This is a genomic window from Thioclava kandeliae (assembly GCF_040297545.1).
Classification (GTDB): domain Bacteria; phylum Pseudomonadota; class Alphaproteobacteria; order Rhodobacterales; family Rhodobacteraceae; genus Thioclava; species Thioclava kandeliae.
In genome coordinates, this window is the sequence record NZ_JAYWLC010000003.1 from 1 (window position 1) to 15,282 (window position 15,282).

At 57.3% G+C, this 15,282-nt stretch carries 16 protein-coding genes and 1 pseudogene; 7 read left to right on the plus strand and 10 right to left on the minus strand.

Going from position 1 to position 15,282, the window contains the following annotated elements; genetic code table 11:
- The 3 genes and pseudogenes from VSX56_RS04695 to VSX56_RS04705 form a co-directional block, all read right to left on the minus strand.
- Window positions 1–159: pseudogene (locus VSX56_RS04695) on the minus strand (IS256 family transposase); the annotation flags it as partial.
- Between the two features lie 70 nt (window positions 160–229).
- Window positions 230–751 carry a hypothetical protein gene (locus tag VSX56_RS04700; RefSeq protein ID WP_350935207.1) on the minus strand — a complete coding sequence of 174 codons (522 nt, stop codon included), beginning with the start codon at window positions 749–751 and terminating at the stop codon, window positions 230–232.
- A gap of 210 nt (window positions 752–961) precedes the next feature.
- A complete protein-coding gene (locus tag VSX56_RS04705) occupies window positions 962–1,123 on the minus strand; it encodes a transposase (protein ID WP_350935209.1) in 162 nt (53 codons plus the stop codon).
- Window positions 1,124–1,395: 272 nt separating this feature from the next.
- Between VSX56_RS04705 and VSX56_RS04710 the strand changes: the two genes are divergently transcribed.
- Window positions 1,396–2,028, plus strand: coding sequence for a MarR family winged helix-turn-helix transcriptional regulator (locus VSX56_RS04710; protein WP_350935211.1), 633 nt, complete (start codon window positions 1,396–1,398; stop codon window positions 2,026–2,028).
- A gap of 53 nt (window positions 2,029–2,081) precedes the next feature.
- Here VSX56_RS04710 and VSX56_RS04715 read toward each other — a convergent pair whose 3' ends face one another.
- From VSX56_RS04715 to VSX56_RS04735, 5 genes are all read right to left on the minus strand, one after another.
- Window positions 2,082–2,789 carry an ABC transporter ATP-binding protein gene (locus VSX56_RS04715; protein ID WP_350935213.1) on the minus strand — a complete coding sequence of 236 codons (708 nt, stop codon included), beginning with the start codon at window positions 2,787–2,789 and terminating at the stop codon, window positions 2,082–2,084.
- The gene (locus VSX56_RS04720) at window positions 2,786–3,523 is read right to left on the minus strand and encodes an ABC transporter ATP-binding protein (protein WP_350935215.1); all 738 of its coding nucleotides are present in this window, start codon (window positions 3,521–3,523) and stop codon (window positions 2,786–2,788) included. The genes VSX56_RS04715 and VSX56_RS04720 overlap by 4 nt, the downstream gene beginning before the upstream one ends.
- A gap of 1 nt (window position 3,524) precedes the next feature.
- The gene (locus VSX56_RS04725) at window positions 3,525–4,361 is read right to left on the minus strand and encodes a branched-chain amino acid ABC transporter permease (protein ID WP_339114671.1); all 837 of its coding nucleotides are present in this window, start codon (window positions 4,359–4,361) and stop codon (window positions 3,525–3,527) included.
- On the minus strand, window positions 4,361–5,254 hold the full coding sequence (locus VSX56_RS04730) for a branched-chain amino acid ABC transporter permease (RefSeq protein ID WP_339114670.1): 894 nt from the start codon (window positions 5,252–5,254) through the stop codon (window positions 4,361–4,363). Before VSX56_RS04730 ends, VSX56_RS04725 begins: the two co-directional genes overlap by 1 nt.
- A gap of 67 nt (window positions 5,255–5,321) precedes the next feature.
- Window positions 5,322–6,536 (minus strand): ABC transporter substrate-binding protein, encoded by a 1,215-nt coding sequence (locus VSX56_RS04735; protein ID WP_350935219.1) that lies wholly within the window; start codon window positions 6,534–6,536, stop codon window positions 5,322–5,324.
- 519 nt (window positions 6,537–7,055) lie between these two features.
- On the opposite strand from VSX56_RS04735, the gene VSX56_RS04740 reads away from it, so the two are divergent.
- The 6 genes from VSX56_RS04740 (at window position 7,056) to VSX56_RS04765 (ending at window position 12,981) form a co-directional block, all read left to right on the plus strand.
- The gene (locus VSX56_RS04740; RefSeq protein ID WP_350935221.1) at window positions 7,056–7,559 is read left to right on the plus strand and encodes a flavin reductase family protein; all 504 of its coding nucleotides are present in this window, start codon (window positions 7,056–7,058) and stop codon (window positions 7,557–7,559) included.
- Between the two features lie 43 nt (window positions 7,560–7,602).
- Window positions 7,603–9,060, plus strand: coding sequence for a 4-hydroxyphenylacetate 3-hydroxylase family protein (locus VSX56_RS04745; protein ID WP_350935223.1), 1,458 nt, complete (start codon window positions 7,603–7,605; stop codon window positions 9,058–9,060).
- 78 nt (window positions 9,061–9,138) lie between these two features.
- Complete coding sequence (locus VSX56_RS04750; protein WP_350935225.1) at window positions 9,139–9,537, plus strand: cupin domain-containing protein; 399 nt, start codon at window positions 9,139–9,141, stop codon at window positions 9,535–9,537.
- Window positions 9,534–10,916 carry an amidase gene (locus VSX56_RS04755; protein WP_350935227.1) on the plus strand — a complete coding sequence of 461 codons (1,383 nt, stop codon included), beginning with the start codon at window positions 9,534–9,536 and terminating at the stop codon, window positions 10,914–10,916. Before VSX56_RS04750 ends, VSX56_RS04755 begins: the two co-directional genes overlap by 4 nt.
- Window position 10,917: 1 nt before the next feature.
- Complete coding sequence (locus VSX56_RS04760) at window positions 10,918–11,595, plus strand: DUF2848 domain-containing protein (protein WP_349295416.1); 678 nt, start codon at window positions 10,918–10,920, stop codon at window positions 11,593–11,595.
- 339 nt (window positions 11,596–11,934) lie between these two features.
- Window positions 11,935–12,981: an AraC family transcriptional regulator gene (locus tag VSX56_RS04765; RefSeq protein WP_350935230.1), complete on the plus strand. Its 1,047-nt coding sequence runs from the start codon at window positions 11,935–11,937 to the stop codon at window positions 12,979–12,981.
- A 50-nt stretch (window positions 12,982–13,031) separates the two neighbouring features.
- Here the strand turns inward: VSX56_RS04765 and VSX56_RS04770 are convergent, their stop codons facing one another.
- Both VSX56_RS04770 and VSX56_RS04775 read right to left on the minus strand, forming a co-directional pair.
- Entirely contained in the window at window positions 13,032–13,865 is an 834-nt protein-coding gene (locus VSX56_RS04770; RefSeq protein ID WP_350935232.1) for an alpha/beta fold hydrolase, read from the minus strand.
- Window positions 13,858–15,270, minus strand: coding sequence for an APC family permease (locus tag VSX56_RS04775; RefSeq protein WP_349295414.1), 1,413 nt, complete (start codon window positions 15,268–15,270; stop codon window positions 13,858–13,860). Before VSX56_RS04775 ends, VSX56_RS04770 begins: the two co-directional genes overlap by 8 nt.
- Between the last annotated feature and the right edge of the window lie 12 nt (window positions 15,271–15,282).

Genomic DNA, 15,282 nt, shown 5'->3' on the forward strand with positions numbered 1-15,282 from the left:
CAGTCGTTCGGCACTCTTCTCGCCATAGTCCGCGCCGGTCTTGGCGCCAACCTCGAGCTCCATTAGTCGCTCGGCGGCAAAGCCAATCATCTCACGCAGTAAATCTGCATCGCCGCTCTGTTCGACAAGCGCGCGAAGGTCCATCATAGGTTTGGTCATCGGGTGTCATCCTTGGATCAGATTGAGTCTAGCAACCCGACCTTACTAAGAAACCCGATGGCCACCTGAGCTACACCACCCCGTGGGACACGATCGCCGCATTTAAGCCCCTGATGCTGGATGTATCCGCCATCTGCCGCAAACCATACCACGGCGCTTCCAAGAACTGCTTGTCGATGAGGTCCATAAATCTCAGGCTCTCGGCACTTTCTCCAACAGGACGGTAATACAGCCCCGCTGCAGCAGTGCGGATTGCCGTCGCGGCCTCAACTGATGATCCGCGCTCTCCATTTTTAGCTTGCGCCCCGAGCAACTGGTGCGAGGCGCTCGATGGAAAAAACCACTCCACGACCAACTGTCCGATCCTCGAATGCAGTTTCTCAATCTCGGCCTCGGAGGCGCGAGCCCTATCGGTTTGATCGGGCTCGAAAGCCTGCGCCATGTTGGTAACCGCCGGACATTTCCACCCGCTGATCATGTTCGGATGAACGCCGTATTTCTTCGGCAATTCCGCCAGCGTCATCTCCTCGCGGATCGCTTCCAATGCGACCTTCGCCTTCAAATCAGCTGAGTGGTTCTTTCTCTTTGCCATGGTAGATCGCCTTTTTCATTCGGCGACCCAGCTTAAGCTCTGGCCCGAATGTCCAAGACCGCTTCTCGGGAAACTGTCCGATTTTCGGGGGGCAGCTCACATCTCAGGGCGGAGCGTCAGGTCCTCCACAAGCTTCTCGAGCCGTATGTGCTTTTTTTCAGCGCCTTCAGTTGACACATCTTGTTTGGAAACGGGTCGCGGTAATTTCTTCTAGTTGAAAAAGGACGCTTGGCTGCCTCCGGCCTTTCGGCAGATCTCAGTAACCGGGGTGCTTTGCTTGTCCTTCTTCAGGATGGCCGCCTTCTGCGCCTCCGTGAACTTCGAGGCTTTCAAGCGTTTCCGCTCCTCTCCCGGCCAGAACAGAATAGTCAAAGCCCCCAGATTTAAACAATCCGGTTTTCAGGGAGCAGAGCAATACCCGAAGAATAAAACTGCAAGATCTGGGCTGCAGTGACAGACAGCTTCATTTTGAACCCGATCCACCAATTGATGGGACTGTACACCTTTCCTAATTCCCATAGCGCCAAACTCGCAAATTATTTATCACCGCTAGCATCAATCGCGGTGCCTACCTGCCCGCAGAAGGTGTTCGTACCTGCAAGTCTCTGTTATGCTGGTGCCTCAATTTGGAAAGATCGCGTTAGATGCCTTCAGAAAAGCCTACAGTCAAACCTATTGCAGGGCATAATTTTGCGCCCGTGGCTGTAGATTTATATGATCGGACAGTCCGTCCTCTGACAGTGTCGCGACCTGAGCTGCTAATAAACGGATCAGATGCAGAGTTCCGCAAACTTATCCATGCTTTTTTCGGGTTTTTGTCTCGCCACGAGAAGGTGCGCGCAAATTTCGGGGCGAATATTGGACTGGGGGGGGTGGAATATAGCGTTCTCGTTGCGATCAGCCACATGACCGCCGACGATGGCTTCGTTATTGTCAGTCAGTTGGCCGAGCATCTCCATCTCTCAAGTGCGTTTGTAACTACTGTGACAAAGCGCTTAGAGAAAATGGGCTTGGTCGAGAAAACCGTCGATCCTGAGGATCGCCGAAAAATCCAGCTGACGATCACCGAGACTGCATATGGACTACTGTGCGCGTTGGCACCAATCCAGCAAAAGGTGAACGATGTGGAATTCGGGACGCTTCGCCGGGGCGATCTGAGCTTTATGGTTAATATGATGGAGAGCCTCATCGAGGGGGCTGAGCGAGCGCTGAAGCTGCAAGATTATTTGCGCAGTAACCCGGACCACATCCAGCCCGAGCCGAGCAAAGACGCCTGAGATGAGGCGATGGGGGTTCGGACCAGTTTTGGTCCGAACCAGTGATATGCCTGTCAGCCGATGGCCAACATTGTATTGAGAATGAGGCCACCTTCCGCCAGCTCGTTTGCGGCACCGCTTGCAACCACTTCGCCCATCGAGAGAAGATAGGCACGGTCGGCAATTGCGAGCGAATGCTTGGATTTCTGTTCCGCTACAAGCACACTCAACCCCTGAGCGCGGAATCCTGCAATGAACGAGAAGATTTCGGCCGTCATCAACGGAGCCAAGCCTAGAGATGGCTCGTCCAGAAGCAGAAGTTTTGGTCGTGCAAGCAGGGCCCGTACGATCGCAAGAATCTGCTGTTCCCCCCCGGACAGGTAGCCTGCCAGGCCGTTCCGGCGCTTGCCGAGGATCGGAAAACGCTCGAAGGCGCTAATGATTTCGCGGTTTACTGCCGCGTGGTCGCGGCGCAGATAGGCGCCCATCCGAAGATTTTCCTCGACTGTCATTCTTGCCAGAATGCCCCGTCCTTCCGGCACGAGTGACAGACCTGCCGCCAAATTGGCCTCGGCGCGCATTGGTGCCAATACCGATCCGCGATATCGGATTTCGCCACGATAGGGTAGCAAGCCGGCAATTGCTTTCATGGTCGTGCTTTTGCCTGCACCGTTTGCGCCGATCAGTGCAACGATCTCTCCCTCGTCGAGAGTCAGATCGACTTTACGCACCCCGGGAATGGCGCCGTAATTCACCGCCAATGCATTCAGTTCGAGTATCAAGCCTCTTCTCCTAGGTAAGCGGCGATCACAGCAGGATCAGCCTGGATCTGCGCTGGTGTACCGCTGGCAATGCGAGTGCCGAAATTCATGACATGGATCTTGTCGCATAATCGCATCATGAAGCGCATGTCATGTTCGATAATGAGGATTGAGAGCCCACCCATACGCAGTCTTAGCAGGGTCTGACGTAGATCTTCGGCCTCGTCATGGTTCATCCCGGCAACGGGTTCGTCAAGCAGGAGGAGTTTCGGGGCCATAGCACAGGCCCGCGCCATCTCTATCTTGCGTTGCACGCCGTAAGGCAAGGAGGTGGCGACACGGTCGCGATATTGGGCAATACCGAACAACTCCATCATCTCGTCGGCACGGGCCTGCACTTTGCCGTCGGGCAGAAATCTGCGTGCCAGCCCTAGTTTCGGGGCCTGCGCCAGCAGAATATGCTCGCGTACGCTCAATGATGGGAAGAGCCTGATATTCTGGAAAGTGCGCGAGATACCTGTCCGCGCGATCCGCCAGGAAGCACGGCCCAGTTGGTTCTCGCCCGACAGCCTTACGGCTCCGCTGTCGGGGCGATAGGCGCCAGTGATGACGTTGAAGATCGTGGTCTTACCAGCGCCATTGGGGCCGATGATGCCGGTAATTTCCCCCGCGCGACAATCGAACGAGACCTCATTGAGCGCACGGATCCCGCCAAAGCTCTGAGTTACGTTCTCAAAAGTAAGGATATGGGTCATATCACGATTTCCTCCGTAAACGCGCCAGACCGAAGAAATTCCGGTCGACAAGCCCCTGACGGCGCACGAGCAGGACGCCGATCAGCAGCGCTCCGAAGATTGCCTGACGCCAGTCTGTGAAATCGCGCAGAACTTCGGGTAATAGGATCAGCACTGCAGCGCCCAAAAGCGAACCCAGCGCAAGGCTTGAACCACCCAGAATAACAGCCAGCACAAACGAGACCGAATGGTCGAACCCGAAGTTTGCCGGTTCGATATAGAGGTTTTGATGCGCGAACAGCGCTCCGGATACCGCTGCAAGACCCGAGCCAAACGCAAAGCTTGCGAGTTTGATGCCGGTGGTATTGAGGCCCATGAGCCCTGCCGCGAGTTCGTCATCCTTGATTGACTTCACCTCGAACCAGAGGCGTGTGCGTTCAAGTGCCAGCACCAGTGCCAGACAGCCTAGCGTCCAAGCAAGGATGTAGCCCAAAGACACATGTTCCATCCCCGCGTAGCCGCCGGAGCCACCTGTGGGTTCAAAGTTCAGGAAAAAGCTGCGGACCATCTCGCCAAAAGCCAGTGTGGCCATCGCAAGGTAAATGCCGCGAAGCCGCAGCGCCGGAAAGCCGATGAGCAGTCCAAACCCCATGGCGACCACCACTGAAATTAGGATGGCTGGCGTGAGGGCAAACCCCGCGCTCACCGTGAGCCAGGAGGAAAGATAGGCGCCGATTGCCATGAAACCCGCGTTGCCCAGTGATAACTGGCCGGTTGCAAGGATGACATAGACCGAAAGCGCGCCCAAAAGCAGGATGGAGCCATCGGCCAAGAGGCCGGATTGATAGGCTGACAACATTATACGCGTCCTCCGGAAGTCTTGGCCGAGCCTCCGAGCAATCCTTGCGGGCGGACCAGCAAGATGACGATCATCAGGCCATATACAATAAAATCACGCAATTCCGCGCCCAGGTAAGCAACGGTAAGAACCTCGAGCACACCGATGATCGGTCCTGCCAAGAGCGCCCCCCAGATATTGGTCGCCCCGCCGACCACCATGACAGCGATTGCCTTTACCCCGACATCCGCCCCGATATAGGGCGTGATAGCGGAGTATTGCACGCCCACAAGCACGCCCGCCGCGCCTGCTAGGGCTCCGGATAGCGCGAAGGTGATCAGGATCAACCGTCCCGGATAGATACCCAAAAGGCGTGAGATTTCGCGGCTTTCGGCAACGGCACGCAGCGCCCGTCCCACAGCACTCCGCTGGATCAGGAGGCCAATGACCACACAGAAAAGAACAGTGACTACGATGACGATGATCTGCACTAGGCTGATAGAGACCAGTCCGATTGAGAAACGTGTGGCAAGGAGACCATCAAGCGACAGTTGTAGCGGGTCTGAGCCCCATAGGTTGGTCGCAAGGTTTTGTAAGATCATCGAGAAGCCGAGCGTGCTCAACATCGGCGTGACATGACCGGCATTACGCAGAGGTTCGTAACCGATACGCGCGACAATCGCCCCGATGATAGCCGTACCCGCCATCGCGGCCACAAGCGCAAGCCAGAGGGGGAAACCAGACAATAGCAGTGCAAAGCCCAGGTAGGCTCCGAACATGAAAATTTCGGCAATGGCGAGGTTGAGGATGCCGAGCACCCCCATCACCAGCGAGAAAGCGAGAGCGATCAGCGTATACACCGCGCCCAAAGTTAGGCCATTCAAGACCTGCTGGATAAAGATACTGACATACATCGAGGCGACGCGAACCCTGGTGAGAGAAAGAAGATCGTCCCAACCCTGAGGTTGGGACGCAGAGTGCTTACTGGCTGCAGGCGCCTTCAGCGGAGCACGCCGTGTCTTTGGCTGTCCATGCGCCATCTTTGGCTTCAACGATGAAGAAGGACTTCACAGCATCACCATCCTCGCCAAAGGAGATTTTGCCGCCCAGGCCGGAGAAATCGTGCTCGGAAGCCATATAGTCGCGTATCTTCTCGCGGTCGGACGCTAGATCCTCAGGCTTGCCGGTGATTTTCGCCGATTTTGCCGCTTCGACAAAAAGCGACATGATTTCATAGATATTGGCATCGAATTGTGAAGGTTCGATTGTGTCGGGGAGGTTCTTCTGCGCACGCAGAAGGGGGGTAAGTTTGGCGGTGAAATCCTGCACTGCGGGCGTATCGAGGCCGGCGAAGAAGGTTGTCGGAGCTACTACCGGAATTTCGGGATCGGCCGCGAGGATTGCACTCGAGATTAGCTGGGTCGAGCCTAGAACAGGCAGTTTGACACCTTGACGACGCATCTCGCGCAGCACGGTGATCGCCTGACTGTAATCTGCGGAGAGGATTACGGCATCGGGGGCCATTGCACGGATCTTGGTGACTTGCGCAGAGACATCAAGATCGCCGGTATTGAAGGTAATAGGGCTTGCGCCGTCCACGACGTCGATGCCATTTGCCTCTAGCGCCTTGGGAAAGATCGAGGAGCCGACAGCGGTCGCGGTGGCATCCTTGGCGTCATAGATGATGGCAACCTTCTTCACACCATAGGTTTCGACAAACCACGGCAGAGTAACATTCGCGAGCTTGGCCTCATCGACCGTATTTCGGAAGGCCCAGGGACGGTTCGAAGCTGCTAGTCCTGGTTTCGAGCTGTTTTGCGAGACCGCGACGATCCCGAGCTGGTTTGCGAGCGGAAAGGCGACCTCGGCAGCCGAGGAGGTCGCGGGGCCAGCAATCGCCAGAACCTTGTCGTCATCCGTTAGTTTGCGGATCATCGATGCAGCCTGACCGGGCTTTGCACCATCGTCATAGATCGAGATCTCGAGCTTCTCGCCATTGATACCGCCGGCGTCATTGACCTCCTTCTCGAGCATCTTGAGCGCCACCGTATTCGCGCGGCCCCATTCAGCGAAGGGGCCCGAGGCGGGTACGACTGCGCCAAAACGGATCGTGTCAGCATAGGCCGCGCTAGATGCCAGCGTGATGGCGAGTGCAGCTGCTCCGGATCGCGCGAGCATCATCTTATTGAATTCCATGTCTCACTCCACTGTTGTTGCAGACCCGAGAGCCCGCGCATTCTTATTTTTCAGGGCAGGGATTCTGCCGCTTAGTCAATCACGCTTCGATACAGAAAAACTTTCAAATAAAAACTTCCTAACAAAGCTATTTATATTGATGCGCTCATGTATGCATCATCGGCGCCCAGCTTGGGCATGTTGAGTGAGCAAAATATAGACATTACAAGAATCTATGTTTTTCACCTGTAGTTCTATTGAAAATAAGCTATTGAATTTATTGATATTAATAAACGATTATTGATTCGGACATTCGCGGATCCAAGAACATTGTATGACTTTAAAATATGCAATATTAGAGATCTCTTAGGGGATCTTCGACGCGTTTAGGTGCCGGACGCCAAATTTCTAGGCAAATATATTTTGGAAATACCTTTGTAAGTTAATTAAATTGACAGATGATCCTTGGTGGCCGAACCTTAAGAACAGTTGCGGCCCGACAGGATTGTGGGGCCAGCCGTTTGATAAGGGACCTCCGTTATGGGCCATTACAGCCAGACCTTTACGCCTGATCCTGCCGATACCCGCAGCCTGCGCAACGCGCTCGGACGCTTTCCCACCGGCGTCGTTATCGTCACGGCGACTGTAGCCGGGGAACGTATCGGCATGACGATGAGCTCGTTCAACGCGCTCTCGCTTGATCCTGCGCTGATCTTATTCTCTATCGGGCGCCATGCACATTCGCTGCCACTCTTCGAGAAGGCCGAAAGCTATGCGATCCATGTGCTCTCGCAGGATCAGACCGATCTGTCGAACCGCTTCGCGCGAGCAGGTGCGGATAAATTCGCCGGGGTCGAGACGACTCCCAGTCTGAATGGCGCGCCCCATATCACTGGCGCCCAAGCCATTTTCGACTGCGTTCCCAACGCCATCCATGACGCGGGCGACCATCGCCTCTTCGTGGCGCAGGTCAGCGAGATCCATCTCGCTGAACCGAGTTACCCGCTTATTTTCTCCCAAGGAGGCTATGTCGCGCTGCGCTGAAGCGCTGGCTCGCCGCCTCTCCCCTGCCTAAAGGATCCCCCCGATGATCAAGAACGGTGCCCAGCACACCAAATCGCTTCGCGACGGACGCGAAATCTATATCTACGGCCAGCGTGTCGAGGACGTGACCACAGCTCCCGCTTTCCGCCACTCGGTGGCATCCATGGGCAAACTCTACGATTTTCAGGCGGCGCCGGAAAATCAGGCCCTGATGACTTTCGAGACCGGTAATGGCGCCCGCGCCAATCGCATCTGGCAGCTTCCCAAGAGCTATGCCGAGCTAGTCGAGCGCCGTCACGCGCTGGAAGCTTGGACCGAGCTGCATGGCGGCTTCATGGGCCGCGCGCCCGATCACGTCGCCTCTTGCATCGCGGGCATGTATATGGGGCTCGAGGTCTTTGAGGAATATGACCAAGCGCGCGCTTCGGCTCTGGCGGATTACTACCATTATGCGCGCGATAACGAGCTTTATCTGACCTATGTCATCATCAATCCGCAGGCCGATCGTTCGAAGGCCGCCAATGAGCAGAAAGATCCGTTCTTCGCGTGTGGTGTGGTTGATCAGGACTCTTCAGGGCTCACCGTGCGTGGAGGCAAGATGCTGGCCACGGGGGGCGTGCTGGCCAACGAGGTTTTCGTAACATGTATTCAACCGATGCGTGAAGGCGAGGAGCCCTACGCCATCTCCTTCGCGATCCCGATGAATACTTCCGGCCTCAAAATCCTGTCGCGGAAATCCTATGAAGCGCAAAGCCCCGAGATCTTTGATAATCCGCTTGGCGCGCAGTTCGACGAGAATGACGCGGTCCTTTATTTCGATGATGTGAAAGTTCCGTGGGAGCGCGTCTTCATCAATCAGAATACCTCAATGTGCGCGCGACAGTTCCATGCGACCCCCGCCCATGTCTATCAAAACTATCAGGCGCAGATCCGGCTTATGGTGAAGATGCGTTTCCTTATGGGGATTGCGCGCAAGACAGCCGAGACCAATGGAACATTGGCTATTCCCGCCGTGCGCGAGACGCTGGGCCAACTGGCTGCGCAAGCGGCAATGGTTGAAGCGTTTGTCTATGGTATGGAAGCCAAGGGCAAGATGCGCGGGGCATACTACATCCCCGATACGCATCTGCTTTACTCGGCGCAAGTCTTGACCCAGCAACTCTATGCCCAAGTCACTACTACCATGCGTGATTTGGCAGGCGGTGGGCTGATTATGCTGCCCTCCTCGGTCGCCGATTTCGCAAATCCCGAAGTGGCGCGTCTGATCGAGAAGACGCAGGCCAGCCCTGTCACCGACGCGAAGGGCCGCGTGAAGTTCTTCAAGCTTGCATGGGATGCGCTTGGGTCGGAATTCGGCTCACGCCACCAGCAATACGAAATGTTCTATGCAGGTGCGACCTTCGTCACAAAGGGGCATTCCTTCCGGCACTTTGATTGGGACCGCTCCACCGGGCTCGTCGATGCCATGATGGCAGGTTACGAGCTGCCGGCTGTGTCCTGAATGTAATCCGAGCTTTGGTGTTTGATCGGCATCACTTGGCTCAAGTCGAAAACCTCTCATCTAACCACAGGAAAAAAAATGAAAATTGCAAAGTCGCATGAAGAGTTCTATCCGATTGATATGGGCACCGAGGGCTGGGAAGTGCCGCCGGGATATCCGCAGGGCATCGAGCAGAAAATCCTCTCGGGTTTCCTTGACGAAGAAAAGAAGGAGGGCTTCCGAACCCGCCTTCTGCGTTTTGCACCGGGGATCTATACGACCAAACCTTTCGTGCATGATTACTGGGAAGAGGTCTATCTCGTCTCGGGCGATCTGACCGTCGGAAATGATGAGAATGGCGAAGGAGGCGAGGCATTTGGCCAGCACACCTATGCCTGCCGCCCCAAGGGCGCCTATCACGGGCCTTTCAAATCCGAAAAAGGCTGCGTTCTGATGGAACTGCATTACTACGTTTCCGAGGATGAAGTGGTCGCATGAGTTTGACCATTGCTGAAGTAACTGCGGCGCTAGAAAGCGGCGCGGTTACCGCCCAAGGCCTGCTCGAGCGTGTTGCGGCAGCGCTCGACGCTGCGGGCCCCGAGGCGGCGCGCATCTATACCGCGCTCGATCTGGAAGGTGCCCGCAGGGCGGCTTGCGCCTCTGACGCCCGCCGTGCGGAAGCCGCGACTTTGGGGCCGCTTGACGGAGTGCCGATCTCGGTCAAATGCCTTTTCGATATGAGAGGCTTTGTCACGCATTCGGGCTCGAAAGTATTGGCAAATGCCGCGCCTGCCGCAGCCGATGCTGACGTTATCAAGCGGTTGCGCGCCGCAGGGGCCGTGATTGTCGGCCATACAAATATGACCGAATTTGCTTATTCCGGTCTTGGTCTCAATCCCCATTTCGGCACCCCGCGCAATCCGGCGGTAGCGCCGGACTTGCCCGCGCGCATCCCTGGTGGATCATCGTCGGGGGCTGCGGCATCGGTTGGTGCGGGGCTTGCGGTGATCGGTCTCGGCACCGATACCGGCGGATCGTGTCGTATCCCGGCAGCTTTCTGCGGGCTGACAGGGTTCAAACCTACTGCAAGGCGCATCCCGCAGGAGGGCTGCTATCCACTGTCATATACGCTTGATTCCATCGGCTCGATCGCCGCAGATGTGGCTGGCGTGGCGCTTGCGGATGCGGTGTTGGTCAACGAGCCCGACCTCGGCCTCTCAGTGCCCGAGAGCATCGTCGGCCTTCGCTTTGGCGTCCTGCGGAATTATGTCGTCGACGGGCTCGAGCCCGAAGTTTCGCAAGCGTGGACTGATGCACTCGAGCGTTTGAGGCAGGCCGGAGCCGAGCTGGTAGATCTCGAGTTGCCTCCCATCGAAGCGATTCCGGCGCTCAATGCAGGAGGCGGGATCACCGGCGCGGAAGCCTTTGCCGTGCATCGCGAACGACTTGCTGAAGGAGAAGCGGATTATGACCCTCGCGTTGCGGTCCGTATCCGCAAGGCCGAAACGATGACGGCTGAGGACTATGCCGCCGTTTTAGCTGCCCGCGCGGCGATGATCGTCGAATGCGATGCGCTGACCGAGGGGCTTGATGCGGTGCTTCTGCCCACAGTGCCGATGCTTGCGCCCGAGCTTGCACCGCTTGAGACGGACGAGGCGCTTTATGGTCAGACGAACCTGCGCGCTCTGCGAAATCCAACGGTCGCGAATTTCCTCGACCGCTGTGCATTGTCCCTTCCGTTGCCGCAGCCCGATGGCGCGTTGCCGGTAGGGCTGACCCTCATGGGCGAAACCATGGATGACCGTCGCCTGCTTGGCATCGGCACAACCGTCGAGGCGGTGCTGCGTCATCTCGCGCCCGCATTTTCAGGAGAATGACATGAAATTCGAGATCATATCCCGCACCGGATCGCAGGAGATCGTCTTCGACCCGCGCCAGCTCGTCATTGCTGGCTGGGCCGGACGCGACAAGGCGGCAATGGAGCACCATATCGTCGAGCTGGAAGCGCTCGGCATCGCGCGCCCCAAGACCACGCCGACCTTCTACCGCGTGGCTGCCGAACGCCTGACGCAGGCCGACATGATCGAAGAACTTGGCGACAAGTCCTCCGGTGAGGTCGAGCCGCTTCTGCTGCGCCATAACGGTGCGCTCTATGTTGGGCTCGGTTCTGACCATACTGACCGCGAAGTCGAAGCTTACGGAATCTCCGTGTCCAAGCAGCTCTGTGCCAAGCCGGTTTCGACAACGCTCTGGCCCATGGACGAAGTCAAAGACCATTGGGACAGTCTAGTTCTTCGCAGCTGGATCGAGACCGAGACCGGTCGCGTGCTTTATCAGGAAGGCTCGGTTGCCTCGCTGCTAATGCCGCTCGAGACGATGGCCCGCTACGAGGCCGAGGGACATTTCGAGGACGGCACCGCCATGCTCTGTGGCACCATGCCCGCGATCGGTGGCATACAGTATTCCACATGTTTCAGTGCAGAACTCGAAGATCCTGTCCTTGGGCGCACCATTACGCTGGGCTATAAAATAGCAAGTCTGCCGATCCTTGGCTAACCCACATTCAAGAGCGCGGCTTGTTCTGCGGCGCTCTTCTTGCTCTATGGCTCTATCAGTTCGGTAAGATCGACGCTCCTGTGAAAACAGGTCCGGAATGGTCCTCATGCACCATTCGAGACCCGAAGTCGGGCACCGGCTTCATGTTCCTCGCGGCAAACATTTCCAGTGCCTACTTTACTGGCGCCCGCAACCAGATCCGAACGATTTCTGGGCAGTTCATTCTGATGCTCTCATTACTCGGGTTCGCCGGAGACATATTTCTCGTCTGCTGCGATATTATAGGCCAGAGCCAAGGAAGGAAGACGTTGGCGCCAGCGCCATGGCAGGGTATCGGATATGCAGCAGCACAGCGCGCTGACAAGAAGTCTCGACAGCTCGATCCGGATCGGATGCCTGATTGGGTGCGCGGACATCGTCAGCCGGAACGGTAGCTCTTTCGAGGCAGTTGTCCGCAAGGCAGGGCTAAGCCCTGAATCGCTATCCACGCCCGATCGCATGATCCCATTGAGCCTGTATACGCGTGTGCTGGATGTGGCGGCCGCCGAATGTCCGACAGGTAATTTCGGGATCTGTTTCGGAGACGTTTTCGATATTCGTAATCTTGGCGCAATCGGCTATCAGATGTTGCATGCCGGAAGCTGGGGCGAGGCACTGGAAACCTTTTGCAGCAACTTTTCGGTTGTTCAGGACCATTCGCATATGCAGCTGAAGCGTAGCGGCGGTTTGGCCTGCCTGAGCTACGAGCTGAGCGCGTTGCACTCGGATCTTCGTGCGCAGGATGCGGAGTTTTCAATGGCGCTTTTATGTCGTGCGCTAACGCGTCTGTCACCGGCATTCGTCCCCTCGCGCATAGATTTCCAGCATGTATTTCGCGCTTCTGCCCGTGGCACCTGTCTTGAAGAGGTTGAAATCCGTAGCCGCCAGCCGATGACCGCGCTTTATTTCGACGCGGCATGGCTGGAACGGCCCGCGCCGCAGGCCGATCGATATATGCATCGGCTGATCCTGGAGGATTTGGAGCGAGAGCTTCTGACGCGCAGCAACCGGACGGGGCTGATTGGCGCACTCCATGACGCGATGCAGTCCCGCAGTGACGGTCGGGGCCTCGCGACCTGTAGCGCGGGTGAAATCGCAGCGGAACTCGGGCTCAGCGAACGCACGATGCACCGTCGGCTTGAGGCTTATGACACAAGCTTCCGAGATCTGCGCGCCGCTGTCTGCATGGAAATCGCCTGTGAGTATCTCCTCGGAAGCTCCATGTCTGTATCCCAGATCGGCTATCGTCTGGGCTATAGCGAGAGCAGCGCTTTCTCGCGGGCGTTCAAGGCAGAAACCGGCCTGTCGCCCAGTAATTTCCGTTTGAGGGGTCGCCTGATCTCGTGAGCATGGGCCTGCCGGAAAGACCGGAAGGCCCATGTCGGGCGTGTGCGCTTTTAAAGGCCGCAGAAGTTCCGGATTTCGGAGCAGAGCTCCTCGGGTACTTCCCAGTTCGGGGCGTGGCCGGCCGCAGCATATACGCTGAGCCGCGCATCGGGTAAGGCGGCGAGCAGGGTGTCCTGATCTTCGCGCAGGAAGATCTCGTCATGAGCGCCCCAGACGAGAAGGACCGGGAGCGTCAGTTGTGCCAGCTCGGGGAACGGTCCCGCCGGTGGCCGGTAGTCAAGCAACCCCGCAAGCGCCGATTTCCACACATGGGCGGGAGCCTTCATGCTTTCGTCCACGATCTTGTCCAGCGTCATGCCCCCTCCCAAGGGATTGACGCATGTGCCTGCCTGAAACTCATGGGCAAAGCTGCGTGGAAGAGGATCCTGAAGCTCTGAGAGGTCCCGTGCCAGCGCCACCAGCGGCGGTGTCGCTCCTGTGGCAGCGGTATCGACCAGCACAAGTTTTTGGGCCAGACCGGGCGCTCGGAGTGCGATCTCCCGGGCGATGAATGTGCCCATCGAATGCCCGACGATGACGGAAGGCCCTGTCCCGAGCGCCTGCAGCAATGCGATAACATCCTCTGCATGCTGGCCGATGGAATAGCTGGTCTCCGGCTTGTCGCTCTCGCCGAACCCCCGCAGGCTCACGGCAAGGACGCTGCAGCTGTCGGGAAAGGCCTGCATCATGCCATAGAAGGAATACCAGCTATCACCATAGCCATGGACCAGAACGAAACTATGGGGCCCGTGCCCTTTACGGGCATATTCCATGGTGATGCCGGTCTCCAGTGGCTGCCGCCCGTAGGTGATCATCTCGCTTGCAATATCCGGAGCGTCAGTCATGCGATGCTCCTGCGATGGAGAGGAAACTCGTGCCGAGCGCATCATAACGGGCAGGGTCCCGCCGCGAGAGATAGACGGCATAGCCCCAGCCCATGAGCCCCGTGCCGATAACCGCCGCCGGAAGCAGCAGGATCACTGCGACATTGGTGGCACCTGTCAGCATCGGAAGGTTCGACAGTGCGAGCAGCAAGACGATGACCAGACCGATCAATGCCGCGACGGGCGCAATCACCCTTTGCCAGAGTGTCGTGTCATGTGGTGTGCGGGCAAAATAGCGCAGGATCGAGATGCCCACGAGGATCTGGACCGAGAGCACACCAAGGGCCGAGAGTGCGGCCATGAACGAATAGACGGTTGCATAGGGATCGATCCTGAATAGGGCACATAGGCCGATGATAAGGGCAACCGAGAGGCTCTGGACACGATTGGCTGTATGGGTCGAGCCGAAATGCGGATGCACCTGTGCCAGCGCCTTGGGCAAGACAGCTTCGCGCCCGCCTGCAAAGAGATAGCGGCTGATCGTGTTATGGAAGGACAGGATACAGGCAAAAAGGCTGGTGACCAGCAGAGCGCTCATCGTCGTGCTGAGCAGGCTGCCGCCAAGTGCATGTGCCGTGTTCACGAAGAGATCCGAGCTATCGGCGGTTGCCGCGTCACGGATATTGGACGGGCCATAGGCAATAACCATGCACCACGCTGAAAAGGCATAGAACAGGGTGATACAGATCACGGCAAGATAGGTCGCCATCGGGATCGTGCGGCGCGGGCGCTTGGCTTCTTCCGCAAAAATCACGGTTGCCTCGAAGCCGAGGAAGGAGGCCACAGCAAACAGAAGGCTGACACCGATCCCCGCCGAGAACCCGACCGAGGGCAAGAACGAGGTTGCACTGATGCCTTCCGGCCCGCCTTGGGCAAGGATCAGCAGGTTGAGCACCATCAGCACAACGATTTCGCATAGCATGCAGATCCCGAGAATCCAGCCTGAGAACTCGATCTGGCGTCGGCCGCAGAGATCCACGAGGATCACGCAGATCAGAGCCGCGGCCCACCACGGCAGAGGCAGTCCTAGCGGTTCCAGAAGTCCCGCAATGACGATCCCGAAAAAGGCATAGATGGCAATCTGGATCGCATAATAAGTCAGCAGCGTCATTGCGCCTGCCGCCAGTGCCCAGCGTGATCCCAGCCCTTTGGAGACAAAGGCGTAAAAGGCACCAGCGCTTCCGACATGGCGGCTCATTGCCGTAAAGCCCACGCTGAACAGGAGATAGATCAGCCCCGCAATGACATATCCCATAGGCGCACCCGCACCATTGCCGATCGAATAGGCCAGAGGTGCCGCACCGACGATCGCTGTCAGCGGTGCGGCGGCAGCGATAACGAAGAAGAGGATATGGGTAACACCCAAGGATCCTTTCCT